This window comes from Bradyrhizobium sp. 139, assembly GCF_023074175.1.
Lineage (GTDB): Bacteria > Pseudomonadota > Alphaproteobacteria > Rhizobiales > Xanthobacteraceae > Bradyrhizobium.
The window spans coordinates 36,983-50,317 of sequence record NZ_JADPKS010000024.1 but is presented as its reverse complement, the minus strand read 5'-3'; the positions used below and the strand labels follow the sequence as shown (position 1 = coordinate 50,317).

The window sequence follows — 13,335 nt, the reverse complement described above, 5'->3', positions numbered from 1 at the left end:
ATCTGATGCAAATCCTTCGCTGCGTTGCGCTGTCGATGGCGCTCGCATTGCTCCCGGGCGCCGCCTTTCCGCAGGGTAAGACTGCTCCCAAGGACGCAAAGCTCTATTTCATCACACCGTATGACCGGCAAAAGGTGCGCGGCGGATTCCTGGTCCGGTTCGGCTTGCGCAATATGGGCGTGACGCATGCCGGCGACGATTACCAGAACGCCGGCCACCATCATTTGTTGATCGACGTCAACGATCCCATCGATCCGAAGGAGCCAATCCCGCAGGACAAGTCGCATCTACATTTCGGGGCAGGGCAGACCGAAACGCTTCTCGATCTTTCGCCCGGAGCCCATACTCTTCAACTGGTGCTGGGCGACGCGAAGCACTATCCGTTCGAGCCACCTGTCGTGTCGGACAAGATCACCATCCGCGTCAGGCAGCCGCTTCAGCGCGGCAAATGATCACCGCAGGCTGGCGTTGAACTTGTCCAGTACCGCCGAGCCCGGGCACAGCGTGTCCGCTTCCAGCGTGTTGAGCGGCGTCTCGACGGTGTTGAGATGCTCGTGCAAATCTTCCGCATCAGGATCGACGTAGAGGAGGCCGGTGACGATCTGTCCCTTGGCGGCATGCTTCTGGAGGAAAGCCTGGGCGCCGAGGCGATCGTGCGGGTCGTAGTCGGCGTCGATCTTGCGCAGCGCGATCTTGCTGCCGTCATGCTGCTCGACCATTTGTACCGTGCCTGGTGCGTAATCCACCGCAATCGGATCGCGACCGACCAGCACGTCGAGCCGGTTCACCGCGTCATTGTGCTCGCGGACATAGTCGAAGCTCTTGGTCGAGCCGGCGTGGTTGTTGAAGGCGATGCAGGGGCTGATGACGTCGATGAAGGACGCGCCCTTGTGGCGGATCGCGGCGGCGATCAGCGGCACGAGCTGGGTCTTATCGCCGGAGAACGAGCGTGCGACGAAGGTGGCGCCGAGTTGGAGCGCGATGGCGACGAGGTCGATCGCGTTGTCGGTGTTGGTGACGCCCTTCTTCGACTTCGAGCCGCGGTCGGCGGTCGCCGAGAACTGGCCCTTGGTCAGGCCGTAGACGCCGTTGTTCTCGACGATATAGGTCATGTTGACGCCGCGCCGGATCGAATGCGCGAACTGGCCGAAGCCGATCGAGGCGGAATCGCCGTCACCGGAGACGCCGAGATAGATCAGGTCACGATTGGCGAGGTTGGCGCCGGTCAAGACCGACGGCATGCGGCCGTGCACGGAGTTGAAGCCGTGCGAATTGCCGAGGAAGTAGTCCGGCGTCTTCGACGAGCAGCCGATGCCGGAGATCTTCGCAACCCTATGCGGCTCGATCGACAGCTCGTAGCAGGCCTCGATGATCGAGGCCGTGATCGAATCGTGGCCGCAGCCGGCGCACAGCGTCGAGATCTTGCCTTCGTAGTCGCGATGGGTATAGCCGAGCTCGTTCTTCTTCAGGCCCGGATGATGGAATTTCGGCTTTGCAATGTAGGTCATGACACGGCCTTGCGGAGCGGGGTCACCTTGAGGTGATCCTGGTGGTCGCCAATGGCTTTTGCGATGAAGCGGGCGGTGATCGGCGAGCCGTCGTAATGCACGATCGGCACCAGGCGCACCGGGTCGATGCCGTTCTCGTTGACGATGAGCTGGCGGAGCTGGGCGTCGCGGTTCTGCTCGACCAAGTAGACGAAGTCGTGCTCGGCGAGGAAGCTCGCGACGCTCGAGTGGAACGGGAAGGCGCGGATGCGCAGGCGGTCGAGCTGATGCCCGCGTGCCTCCAAGAGCCCGATCGCCTCGTCCATCGCGGGCGAGGTCGAGCCGAAATAGATCACGCCATATTTGGTCGGCCGTGCCGCATTGGCCTGGAGCGGCCGCGGCACGAGGTCCTGCGCGGTCTCGAACTTGCGCACCAGACGCTGCATGTTGTCGGCATAGACCGAGCCTTCCTCGGAATAGCGAGCATAGCGGTCGCGCGAGGTGCCGCGGGTGAAATAGGAGCCCTTGGTCGGATGCGCGCCAGGATAGGTGCGATAGGGTATGCCGTCGCCGTCGACGTCGAGGTAGCGGCCGAAGTCGCGACCTTCCTCCAGCATCTCCGCGGTCATCACCTTGCCGCGGTCGTACTGCTTGGCGTCATCCCACTTCAATGGACGGCAGAGCCGGTGGTTCATCCCGATGTCGAGATCGAGCATCAGGAAGATCGTGGTCTGGAGCCGCTCGGCCAGATCGAAGGCCGCCGCCGCAAATTCGAACGCCTCGGCCGGATCTTCCGGGAACAGCAGCACATGCTTGGTGTCGCCATGCGAAGCATAGGCGCAGGCGATGATATCGCATTGCTGGGTGCGGGTCGGCATGCCCGTCGAGGGGCCGGCGCGCTGGATGTTCATGATCACGGCCGGAATCTCGGCAAAATATGAGAGGCCGATGAACTCGGTCATCAGCGAGATGCCGGGGCCCGAGGTCGCGGTGAAGGCGCGCGCGCCGTTCCAGGAGGCGCCGATGACGATACCGATTGAAGCCAGCTCGTCCTCGCCCTGAACGATCGCGTATTTCGCCTTGCCGGTTTCGGGATCGTGCCGATACTTCTTGCAGTGAGCGGTGAAGGCCTCCGCCACCGACGAGGACGGCGTGATCGGATACCAGGCGCACACGGTGGCGCCGCCATAGACCGCGCCGAGCGCGGCGGCGCTGTTGCCCTCGATGAAGATGCGGTCGCCGACCTTGTCGGACTTCTTCACCCGCAGCCCGATCGGGCATTTCAGATTTTGCAGCGCCCAGTCGCGGCCGAGATGCAGCGCGTGGACGTTGGACGACAGGAGCTTCTCCTTGCCCTTGTACTGCTCGCCGATGAGCTGCTCGATCAGCTTCGGGTCCATGTCGAGCAGCGCCGAGAGGCTGCCTAGATAGATGATGTTCTTGAACAGCTGGCGCTGGCGCGGATCGGTATAGGTCGAGTTGGTGATCGCGGTGAGCGGCACGCCGATCACGGTAATGTCGTCGCGGAATTTGGTCGACGGCATCGGCTTGGTGGAATCGTAGAACAGATAGCCGCCGGGCTCGATGCCGGCGACGTCCTTGTCCCAGGTCTGCGGATTCATCGCCACCATCATGTCGACGCCGCCGCGGGCGCCGAGATGGCCGTCTTCGGTCACCCGCACCTCGTACCAGGTCGGCAGGCCCTGGATGTTGGAGGGGAAGATGTTGCGGGGGCTCACCGGAACGCCGTGGCGCAGGATCGCACGCGCGAACATCTCGTTCGCGCTGGCCGAGCCCGAGCCGTTGACGTTGGCGAAGCGGACGACGAAGTCGTTTACGCTGCTGATCGGCTTTTTGTCGGACATGCTGAACCTGCGTAAGTCATCTCGATAAAATATTTCTGCATGTCCCAGGCTCCGGTGGGACAACGCTCGGCGCACAGCCCGCAATGCAGGCAGACATCCTCGTCCTTTACCATCACGCGCCCGGTCTTGAGATCGCTGGAGACGTAGAGATCCTGGTCCGGGTGCGGTGACGGCGCCTTCAGGCGCTGGCGCAGATCGGCTTCCTCGCCGTTCTCCGTGAAGGTGATGCAGTCCATTGGGCAGATGTCGACGCAGGCGTCGCATTCGATGCAGAGCGAGGTCGAGAACACCGTCTGCACGTCGCAGTTCAGGCAGCGATGCGCCTCGCCGAGCGCGAGCTTGACGTCGTAGCCGAGCTCGACTTCGGTGCGGATATCCTTCAGCGCGATGATCTTGTCGCGATGCGGCACCTTGTAGCGCTTGTCGATGGAGATGTCGTTGTCATAGCTCCATTCGTGGATGCCCATCTTCTGCGAGGAGATTTGCACCTCGGGCAGCGGCCGTTCGGTGATGTCCTCACCCGAGAGCAGCCGGTGGATCGACAGCGCGGCGTCGTGGCCCTGCGCCACCGCCCAGATGATGTTCTTCGGACCGAATGCGGCGTCGCCGCCGAAGAACACCTTTGGATTGGTCGAAACGAACGTGTTCGGATCGACCTTGGGCATGTGCCATTTGTCGAACTCGATGCCGCAATCCTGCTCGATCCAGGGGAAGGCGTTCTCCTGGCCGACCGCGACCAGCACGTCGTCGCATGCGATGGTCTGGTCCGGCTCGCCTGAAGGTACGAGGTTGCGGCGGCCCTTGTCGTCGTATTCGGCCTTCACCTTCTGGAAGGTGATGCCGGTGAGCTTGCCGCCTGCGTGGACGAAGGCGACGGGGACGAGGAAGTTGAGGATCGGAATGTCCTCATGGAGTGCGTCCTCCTTCTCCCAGGGCGAGGCCTTCATCTCCTCGAAGCCGGAGCGCACGATGACCTTCACTTCTTCGCCGCCGAGCCTGCGCGCCGTGCGGCAGCAATCCATCGCAGTGTTGCCGCCGCCGAGCACGATCACGCGCTTGCCGATCTTGTCGGTGTGGCCGAACGAGACCGAGGACAGCCAATCGATGCCGATATGGATGTTGGCGGCAGCCTCCTTGCGGCCGGGAATGTCGAGTTCGCGGCCGCGCGGCGCACCGGAACCGACGAAGATCGCGTCATACTTTTCCGTGAGCAGCGCCTTCATGCTCTCGATGCGATGACCGCCTTTGAACTCGATGCCGAGGCTGAGGATGTAGCCGGTCTCCTCGTCGATGACCGAATTTGGCAGGCGGAATTTCGGGATTTGCGTGCGCATCATGCCGCCGGCTTCCGGATCGCCGTCGAACACGGTGCAGTGATAGCCGAGCGGCGCGAGGTCGCGCGCGACCGTGAGCGAGGCCGGGCCACCGCCGACCAGCGCGACGCGCTTGCCATTCTTCGGTGAGGGGCGTGGCAGGCGCTGTCTGATGTCGTCCTTGAAGTCGGCGGCGACGCGCTTCAAACGGCAGATCGCCACCGGAGTTTCCTCGACACGTCCGCGGCGGCACGCCGGCTCGCACGGACGATCACAGGTGCGTCCCAGAATTCCGGGAAACACGTTCGATTTCCAATTGATCATGTAGGCGTCGCTGTAGCGGCCTTGTGCGATCAGTCGGATGTATTCGGGAACCGGGGTGTGCGCAGGACAGGCCCATTGGCAATCGACCACTTTGTGAAAGTAGTCGGGGGCCGCGATATCGGTCGGTTTCATTCCTACCCTGTCCGCGCAGGCCCGAAGACCCCGCGGCCTTTTCTTGAGTCTGGCGAACGCTAACGCGCGTCTATCTGGTTTCTGAATGACGTCATTGGGTTAGCTTATTAGAACCGTTCCGAAGTACAACGGCAAATTTTCGCGATCACCCGCTTTCATGGGACCTACGCGCGCTCAGCATTAACGGCCGCACGTGATGTGCGTGCGATGCAATATATTGCGATGCGGATGGCCGCTTTAGCTGGGCGCGATATCGCTCTTCGCGAGATCCCACATCAGGCTGTAGGTGCCGACGGAGACAGGAAGCGGGAAAGGCGATGCAGCGGGGCCGGTGAAGCGTTCGGCAATGACAGCGGAGACCGCGCCGATATGGGTGCCGTCGATCAGCACAAACCAGTCGCGCGCGCCCTCGTTGCGCACCGCTGGAATGTCTGCCGTTGCGCCCGACAATTCCGGTTCGCTCTCCAGAAGATGCATCGAGATGATGCCGTCGCGTTTGTTCGGCGCCAGCTTGTCTTGCAGTGCATCACGCCATGGCGCTGCGTTGTCGCGCGTCGGCCGCAGCCGTACCACGCCGAGTGCAGCCCCGCGGCCGGTGCCGTTGCTGATGGTGATCCGTGCGACCACGCGGAGCATATTCTTGAAACGCGCCATGCTCTGCCGCGACCAGTCTGTTGCATTGGCGAGGCGCGCCCGGTAGGCGGGACTGTCGAGCACGTCGAGCGTCGCGGTCGAATACAGCGAGAGATATTTGGGATCGGCGGCATGCGCGACATAGCGCCGCGCCTCCAGAAAACCTTCGATCGCGACGCGCTCTTCCAGATGCTCGCGGTCGTACCAGCGGTTGAAATCGGTTTCATCGGCTGCGTCGATGTTCATCGACGTCAGCAGCATGCCCTTTCCGGCGAGCGGCATTGTTCTTATCCTGTTATCGCGCGCCTTTCGAAGCGAGGTCCGCGATCGACTTCATGACCGCGTCCCTCACGCCGGCATCATAGAGCGAATGTCCGGCTTGTTCTATGATGCGAATCTCGGAACCCGGCCACGCTTTCGCGAGCGCCTGCGATGTCTCAGGAGGGCACAACAGATCGTAGCGGCCCTGGACGATGATGCCGGGAACGCCGGACAAACGGCCCGCATCCCGCAACAACTGATCTTCGTTCATGAAGGAATTGTTGACGAAATAATGCGCCTCCATGAACGGCGTCGCAGGCAGCGTGCGCCAGACGTTCAGCGAGGCCAGATCCAGCCGCGTTTTTGCCGCCTTATGCTCCGACAAGGCGCGCTCGGTGTCGTGCCAGGCGCGCGCGGCGGGTCCGTGCACGGCCGGATCGGCATCAAGGATGCGGCGCCAGTAGGCCTCCACCGGCCGCTCCCGCTCCCCGGGCGGCAGCACGCTCAAAAAATCCTCGTAGAGCGCGGGATAGAATTGCGACAGGCGCACGGTGAACCCGGTTTCGACTTCGGCGCGGGTGCCGAGAAAGGTGGCGCGCAGCGCAATGCCAGAGACGCGCACGGGATGCGCCTCGGCATAAGCCAGAGCCAGCGTCGCGCCCCAGGAGCCGCCGACCACCAACCAGCGCTCGAAGCCGAATTTGTGGCGGATCTTCTCCATGTCCGCAATGAGATGTTGCGTCGTGTTGTGCTCGCGCGATCCCTTCGGCCGGCTGCGGCCGCAGCCGCGCTGGTCGAACAGCACGGCATGGAAACGATCGGGATCAAACAGCCGGCGATGGTCGGGCTGGCAACCGCTGCCGGGACCGCCGTGCAGATACACCGCGGGAATGCCCTCGGTGCGGCCGACGCTCTCGACATAGAGCTCGTGGCCGTCGCCGACGTCGAGCGTTTCGGAGGTCAGCGGCGCAAAGGGATCGGCGCGCTTGGCGGATGCGGCGGCGTCGGCGTCAGGCACCATTCTCGGATTCCAGAGTGCCGCCGGCGAAGTTGCGGTAGAGGAAGCGGTTGGTCTCGCCCTCGGCCTCGCGCTCGGCCTGCTTGAAGATGGCTTCGTGCAGCGGCGACAGCGCGCAGGCCGGATCGGTGTTGGCGGCGTCACCCGTCAGCGCAAAGGCCTGGCAACGGCAGCCGCCGAAATCGATCTCGCGGAATTCGCAAGTCTTGCACGGCTCCTTCATCCAGCCGGTGCCGCGATAGCGGTTGAAGGCATCCGAGTTCTGCCAGATCCACGCGATCGAGTGATTGGAGCGTACCGACTCGAAGTCGAGCCCGGTGATGCTCTCGGCAGCATGGCAGGGCAGCACCTTGCCGGCGGGCGAGATGTTGAAGAACTGGCGGCCCCAGCCGCCCATGCACTTCTTCGGCCGCAGCGCGTAATAGTCGGGAACGACGTAGTCGATCGAAAGCGTGCCCTTCAGCCGCTCGCGCGCCTCCTCGACGATGCGGGTGCACTCCTCTAACTGCGCCACCGTCGGCATCAACGCGGCGCGGTTCTTTAGTGCCCAGCCATAATATTGCACATTGGCGACCTCGAGCCGGTCGGCGTCGAGATCGACCGACATCTGGATGATATCAGGGAGCTGATGCAGGTTTTGCCGATGCATCACCGCGTTCACGGTGAGCGGCAAATCGAGCTCGCGCGTCCATTTCGCCACTTCGAGCTTCTTGCGATGTCCGTTTTTGTAACCGCCAACGCGATCGGCCAAGCCCTCTTCGGTGCCCTGGAAGCTGATCTGGACATGGCAGAGTCCCGCATCCGCAAGCGCGCTCAGCCGCTCGCGCGTCAGCAGCACGGCCGAGGTGATCAGGTTGGTGTAGAGGCCGGCGTCGCTGGCATGCTTGACCAGTTCGACCAGATCTTTCCGCGCCGTCGGCTCGCCGCCGGAGAAATGTACCTGGAGCACGCCGATCTCGGCGAGCTCGCTCAACACCTTCTTCCATTCCTCGGTGGTCAGCTCCTTAGCCGAGCGGTCGAGCTCGACCGGGTTGGAGCAATAGGGGCATTGCAGGGGACAGCGATGGGTGATCTCCAGCAGCACCGCGAGCGGAATGCCAAACGTCTCTGCCGTCGAGCGCTGCTTCTCCAGCACCGCGAGGCTGTCGCTGGCATCGGTCGGGATGACGGGATTGCCGAGCACGTCGCTCATAATGTCTTCTCCCGGGCCTCGGTGAGAAAGCCCTTGTCGGCGAGATCCTGGAGCATGACGATGACATCAGCGAGGATCGCCCCACGCGGCGCGGCGTATTTCGCGGCCAGCTGGTCGGAAACGTCGCCGACATTGCGCTCGCCGTTGCAGAGCTGCAAGACCTCGACCGCGATCTCGTCGGGCGCCAGCACCCGTTCCGGCGCCAGGATCACCCAGACTTTGCGCGTTTCGTCGTATTTGAGCTTGGCGTGCCGCGGCAGCACGGGACGGCTTGCCTCGCTGACGCTGATGTGACGCGGCCCGGCCATTACGGTTCCTCTTCAGCTCGCTTTGGGCACGAAGGCGCCCGGCGGAATGTGGCCCTCGACATAGGCATGATAGAGCGCATCCAGCTGCACCCACAATACGTTGGTCTTGAAGATCAGCGCATTGCAGACAGATGCGCGCTCCTCCGGCGTCCGCGCATGCGCCTTGACGTAGTCGAGCGCGAAGCCGGCATCGCGCGGCGCCTGTGCCAGGCGGCGCTTGAAGTAGCTCATGATATCGGGATTGACGAAGTCGTAGTGCTCCAGCATGCCGGAGATGCGCTCCTCGTGCAGGTTCGGCGCGAACAATTCGGTGAGCGAGGAGGCGATTGCCTCCAGCGGGCTCTTTTCGCGGCAGTAATGAACATAGGCTTCGACCGCGAAGCGCGTCGCCGGCAAGATGCCTTCGGTCGATTCCACATAGGCCGTGTCGAGGCCGAGGCCTTCGGTCAGTTTGAGCCAGCGCTCGATGCCGCCCTCGCTGCCGACATCGCCGTCATGGTCCTCGATGCGGTGGCGCCATTCCAGGCGGGTGGCGCGGTCGCGGAAGCGCGAGATCACCACGGCGTCCTTGATCGGGATCGTGCTCTGGTAATAGTAGCGGTTGAGCGCCCAGGCCTGCACCTGACCCTTGTTCAGCTTGCCGCCGTGCAAGAGCTTATGGAACGGATGCAGGCTGTGATAGCGCGTCGCCCCGATATGGCGCAGCGTCGCCTCCAGTTCCTCGGCCGAGTTGAGCCGGATGTCCTTGCCGACCGAGAGCGCGGTCATTCCAGTCAGTGACGCGGCATTCACAGCACGATCTCCGTTCCGTCGGCAGGTATCTGCCAGCCTGCCTGTTCGGCCGCTTGCCGTTCCGGCGAGCCGGGCAGCAGCGCCGGGTTCGAGTTATTGATATGCAGAAACATCTTCCTGTCGATAGTGAGGTCGGCGAGCCGCGCGATCGCGCCATCGTCGCCGGACATCGCGACATGTCCCATGCTCTTGCCGGTCTTGTGGCCGAGCCCGGCCTTGATCATCTCGTCGTCGCGCCACACCGTGCCGTCAAAGAACACCAGCGCAGCGCCGTCAATCTCGGCCTTGAGTGCGTCGGTGACCTCGGCGCAGGCGGCAATGAAGTAGAAGCACTTGCCGGTAGATTTGTCGGTGATCTTCAGGCCCAGCGTATCGCCGTCGCCGGTGTCTCCGCTCGGATGCGCCTTGCCCTCCAGATACCAGGCCGACTTGCCCGGCACCGCGAAGGGCAGCACCTCAAGTCCCGAGCGCGCGCCATCGGGCAGCCGCGGCTCGAACGGCTCGTGGATAGCGATCGGCTGGCGCCGCACGTTCTTTTCGTTCAGCACGTTGAAGATGCTGTTGCTGCCAAGGATCGCCAGCACCTTCTCATGCGCATAGACCGTGAAGGGCGAACCCTCGCGCATCGAGAGCAGGCCCGCCACCGCATCCACTTCGCCGTTGGTCAGGATCACGCCCGCAATCGGCGTATGGCGTAGCGCGCCTGCCTTGGGATGAAGCTGCGGCGTGGCATTCAATTGCTGACGCAGATCGGGAGAGGCGTTGATCAGGAACCAATGCTCGCCGTCGCCGCTGAAGGCGACCGAGGCCTGGGTTCGCTGAAGCTCCTGGCCGTTTTCACGGGCCGCCCGGCAGCCCTCACACCCGCAATTCCACTGCGGGACTCCGCCGCCGGCCCCGGCGCCCAGGACGACGACGCAAAGCATGATACGTCTCCTGGAGGGAACGTCGCGAGGTGGATCTCAGGCCGACACGGAGGCCGACAAAGTTCATGTTTTCCGGAAACCGATCGTGACCGAAAGATCCACCTGCGCTGAACGCGAACTCACCAACCGCTTACTTGCGGGTGGCGCTCACATACATGTTGATTTCCATGCCACATGGCACTTCGACGATCTTCGGGGCTTTCCAGGCCATTTTGGCTCTCCATTTTCGTGAATTCGGACGTATCCGCCCGTGGTTAAAGTAATGCGAGCGGAAAAGTTCGCTAGTGAAATCTTCCCGATAAACTCATGTTGCATCGCGAAAATTGGCACTGGAACACCAGTTCCAGTGATGCTGCCTTGCGCGTGGCGCATTCGGTCGCGAACCCTGTCCTGATAAAGCAGTTGTGAGTGCAGTGCAGCTTTCAATCCGCTACAGGCGGCCCAATTGGACCTTCGTGATGCCCAGATACTTCTTCAACACCCGCATCGGCAGCGAACTGATCGTGGATCCTGATGGAGAGGACCTGCGAAACCCCGATCGCGCGTGGGAGGTCGCCCGCCAGATGATCCTGGAAGTCCTGAAATCCGAGGGGACCCAGCCAGCGCTGCTTGAGGCGGTCATCGAGGTCACCGACGTCAGAGGCGAGATCGTGCTGGAATTTCCCTTCACCGAGGCGCTGCTGGATATCCCGGACAAGTCCGCGACGCGGCATTAAGGCCCATTCCCTCCACCGTCATTGCGAGGAGCCCTTGCGACGAAGCGATCCCTCCTGCCTTCGCCGAGGGCCTCCGGATTACTCGCTTCGCTCGCACTGACGGAGGTGTCCCTGCGAAATCCGCATGGCTTTGCCGCGTTCCCGGCGCTAAAAGACGCCGGTCACACGGAGCAAGCCATGCAAGATCTCTGGCGCCTGTCGGCCGCCGACCTCGCTACCCTCGTCAAATCCAGGAAGGTGTCCGCCAGGGAGGCGGCCAAGGCCGGTCTGGCCCGCCTCGACGCCGTCAATCCAAGGCTCAACGCCGTGATCGACCACCGGCCCGAGGATGTGCTCAAGCAGGCTGATGCGGTTGATGCCGCCATTGCGAGGGGGGAGGACCCCGGTATGCTCGCCGGCGTGCCCGTGACCATCAAGGCCAATGTCGACCAGGAAGGCTTTGCCACCACCAACGGCCTCAAACTCCAGCGCGACCTGATCGCGCGCGAGGACAATCCGGTGGTCGCCAATTTCCGCAAAGCCGGCGCCATTCTCCTTGGGCGCACCAATTGCCCGGCCTTCTCCTATCGCTGGTTCACCACCAATCTGGTCCATGGCGACACCAAGAACCCCCGCGATGCTTCGCTGACGCCGGGCGGCTCGTCCGGCGGCGCGGGCTCAGCGGTCGCCGCCGGCATCGGCCACATCGCCCATGGCACCGATATCGCCGGCTCGATCCGCTATCCCGCCTATGCCTGCGGCGTGCATGGCCTGCGCCCGACCCTGGGTCGCATCCCGGCCTTCAATCCGGCGCTGCCGGAGCGCCCGATCGGGCCGCAGATCATGGCGGTGTCCGGACCCCTGGCGCGCACCGTCAACGACATCAGGATTTCGCTCGCCGCGATGTCGGCCCGCGATATCCGCGACCCCTGGTTTGTGCCGGTGCCGCTGGAAGGCCCGGCGAAGCCGAAGCGCGCTGCGCTCTGCCTTAACCCGGACGGCCTTGCGACGACGCCGGACGTGAAGGCGGCCGTGAGCGATGCCGGCAAGCGGCTGGAGCGGGCGGGGTGGACCGTCGATATCATCGAGAACACGCCGCCGATGCGCGAAGCCGTCGATTGGCAGATCAAGCTCTGGCTCGGCGACGGCTGCGAGTCGCAGCTTGAGATGGCCGAGCGTGAGGGCGATCCCGGCGCGCTGGCGTGCCTGCGCGGCAACCGCGCCAGGGTCACGCCAATGGACCAGGCGAATTACGCCAAGGCGTTGACGCGCCGCGCCACGCTGACGCGCGACTGGATGCTGTTCTTCGAAAAATATGCGGTGCTGCTGACGCCGGTATCCGGCGAATTGCCGTTCCCCGATCATCTCGACCGCAAGGACGACGACAGCTTCAAGCGCGTCTGGGAGGCGCAGCTGCCGCAGATCGCCATTCCCTTCATGGGATTGCCGGGCCTGGTGGTCTCCACCGGCCTCGTCGGCAAGGCGCCGGTCGGCGTGCACATCGTGTCGGGCCGCTATCGTGAGGACCTCTGCCTGCTCGCAGGCGAAGCGATCGAGGCGGGCGGCGTGCCGCCGTCGCCGATCGATCCCGTGGGTTAGCGATGTCGGTGATCTACGATTTCAAGGCCAACTCGCTGCTCGGCGAGGAGGTCGCCCTGCGCCGTTTCGAAGGGCAGGTGCTGCTGATCGTCAACACCGCGAGCAAATGCGGCTTCACGCCGCAATATCGCGGCCTTGAGGACCTCTATCGCGATCTCAATCCGCGCGGTTTCTCCGTGCTCGGCTTTCCCTGCAACCAGTTCGGCGCGCAGGAGCCGGGGCAGGCCAGCGAGATCCAGGCGTTCTGCTCGACCAATTACGACGTCACCTTCCCGCTGTTCGAGAAAATCGAGGTCAACGGCAGCAACGCACATCCGTTGTACGAGTACCTGAAACGCCAGCAATCCGGACTGCTGGGCGCCTCCATCAAATGGAATTTCACCAAATTCCTGGTCGATCGCGCCGGCAAGGTGATCGCGCGCTATGCGCCGACCGCGCGGCCCGAAGGATTGCGGCAGCAAATCGAGACCCTTTTATGAGCGAGACAATCATGAGCGACGAATTCCCGGACCGCCTCTCGGTCGATCCGAACAGCCCCTATTACAACGCGGATATCCTGGCGCGGGACGTCGGCATCCGCTTCAAGGGCGTCGAGAAGACCAATGTCGAGGAATACTGCATCAGCGAAGGCTGGGTCCGCGTCACCGCCGGCAATGCCAAGGACCGCCACGGCAACCCGCTGACGATCAAGGTGCATGGGCCGGTCGAGCCGTATTTCAGGGATAAGAAATAGCGCATCGCACTTTCTCTCCTCGTCATTGCGAGGAGCCTGCACTCTCTCTTCGTCATT

General features: G+C 63.3%; 15 protein-coding genes. 5 read left to right on the top strand and 10 right to left on the bottom strand.

Annotated elements, in window-relative coordinates; genetic code table 11:
• The first annotated feature begins 5 nt into the window (after positions 1-5).
• Positions 6-452, top strand: a complete 447-nt coding sequence (locus IVA80_RS06605; RefSeq protein WP_247426947.1) for a DUF4399 domain-containing protein — start codon at positions 6-8, stop codon at positions 450-452.
• Here IVA80_RS06605 and IVA80_RS06600 read toward each other — a convergent pair whose 3' ends face one another.
• The 10 genes from IVA80_RS06600 to pqqA all read right to left on the bottom strand — a co-directional run bounded on the left by IVA80_RS06600 (position 453) and on the right by pqqA (position 10,462).
• Positions 453-1,508: a 2-oxoacid:ferredoxin oxidoreductase subunit beta gene (locus tag IVA80_RS06600; RefSeq protein ID WP_247426945.1), complete on the bottom strand. Its 1,056-nt coding sequence runs from the start codon at positions 1,506-1,508 to the stop codon at positions 453-455.
• Complete coding sequence (locus IVA80_RS06595; RefSeq protein ID WP_247426942.1) at positions 1,505-3,352, bottom strand: 2-oxoacid:acceptor oxidoreductase subunit alpha; 1,848 nt, start codon at positions 3,350-3,352, stop codon at positions 1,505-1,507. The genes IVA80_RS06600 and IVA80_RS06595 overlap by 4 nt, the downstream gene beginning before the upstream one ends.
• Positions 3,322-5,121, bottom strand: a complete 1,800-nt coding sequence (locus IVA80_RS06590) for an FAD-dependent oxidoreductase (RefSeq protein ID WP_247426940.1) — start codon at positions 5,119-5,121, stop codon at positions 3,322-3,324. The genes IVA80_RS06595 and IVA80_RS06590 overlap by 31 nt, the downstream gene beginning before the upstream one ends.
• Positions 5,122-5,358: 237 nt before the next feature.
• Positions 5,359-6,036 carry a DUF4286 family protein gene (locus IVA80_RS06585; protein ID WP_247426937.1) on the bottom strand — a complete coding sequence of 226 codons (678 nt, stop codon included), beginning with the start codon at positions 6,034-6,036 and terminating at the stop codon, positions 5,359-5,361.
• A 13-nt stretch (positions 6,037-6,049) separates the two neighbouring features.
• Positions 6,050-7,036 carry a prolyl aminopeptidase gene (pip, locus tag IVA80_RS06580; RefSeq protein ID WP_247426934.1) on the bottom strand — a complete coding sequence of 329 codons (987 nt, stop codon included), beginning with the start codon at positions 7,034-7,036 and terminating at the stop codon, positions 6,050-6,052.
• Positions 7,026-8,225: a pyrroloquinoline quinone biosynthesis protein PqqE gene (pqqE, locus tag IVA80_RS06575; RefSeq protein WP_247426930.1), complete on the bottom strand. Its 1,200-nt coding sequence runs from the start codon at positions 8,223-8,225 to the stop codon at positions 7,026-7,028. Before pqqE ends, pip begins: the two co-directional genes overlap by 11 nt.
• Positions 8,222-8,533 carry a pyrroloquinoline quinone biosynthesis peptide chaperone PqqD gene (pqqD, locus tag IVA80_RS06570; protein ID WP_247426926.1) on the bottom strand — a complete coding sequence of 104 codons (312 nt, stop codon included), beginning with the start codon at positions 8,531-8,533 and terminating at the stop codon, positions 8,222-8,224. Before pqqD ends, pqqE begins: the two co-directional genes overlap by 4 nt.
• A gap of 12 nt (positions 8,534-8,545) precedes the next feature.
• Positions 8,546-9,325, bottom strand: a complete 780-nt coding sequence (gene pqqC / locus IVA80_RS06565) for a pyrroloquinoline-quinone synthase PqqC (protein WP_247426923.1) — start codon at positions 9,323-9,325, stop codon at positions 8,546-8,548.
• Positions 9,322-10,251, bottom strand: coding sequence for a pyrroloquinoline quinone biosynthesis protein PqqB (gene pqqB / locus IVA80_RS06560; RefSeq protein WP_247426920.1), 930 nt, complete (start codon positions 10,249-10,251; stop codon positions 9,322-9,324). The genes pqqC and pqqB overlap by 4 nt, the downstream gene beginning before the upstream one ends.
• A 130-nt stretch (positions 10,252-10,381) precedes the next feature.
• Complete coding sequence (gene pqqA, locus IVA80_RS06555) at positions 10,382-10,462, bottom strand: pyrroloquinoline quinone precursor peptide PqqA (protein WP_007595659.1); 81 nt, start codon at positions 10,460-10,462, stop codon at positions 10,382-10,384.
• A 247-nt stretch (positions 10,463-10,709) separates the two neighbouring features.
• Between pqqA and IVA80_RS06550 the strand changes: the two genes are divergently transcribed.
• The 4 genes from IVA80_RS06550 to IVA80_RS06535 all read left to right on the top strand — a co-directional run bounded on the left by IVA80_RS06550 (position 10,710) and on the right by IVA80_RS06535 (position 13,278).
• Positions 10,710-10,967 (top strand): hypothetical protein, encoded by a 258-nt coding sequence (locus IVA80_RS06550; RefSeq protein WP_247426917.1) that lies wholly within the window; start codon positions 10,710-10,712, stop codon positions 10,965-10,967.
• 177 nt (positions 10,968-11,144) lie between these two features.
• Positions 11,145-12,545 (top strand): amidase family protein, encoded by a 1,401-nt coding sequence (locus IVA80_RS06545; RefSeq protein ID WP_247426914.1) that lies wholly within the window; start codon positions 11,145-11,147, stop codon positions 12,543-12,545.
• A gap of 2 nt (positions 12,546-12,547) precedes the next feature.
• Positions 12,548-13,024, top strand: a complete 477-nt coding sequence (locus IVA80_RS06540; protein WP_247426912.1) for a glutathione peroxidase — start codon at positions 12,548-12,550, stop codon at positions 13,022-13,024.
• Complete coding sequence (locus tag IVA80_RS06535; RefSeq protein WP_018318553.1) at positions 13,021-13,278, top strand: DUF3297 family protein; 258 nt, start codon at positions 13,021-13,023, stop codon at positions 13,276-13,278. Before IVA80_RS06540 ends, IVA80_RS06535 begins: the two co-directional genes overlap by 4 nt.
• The last annotated feature ends 57 nt before the right edge of the window (positions 13,279-13,335 follow it).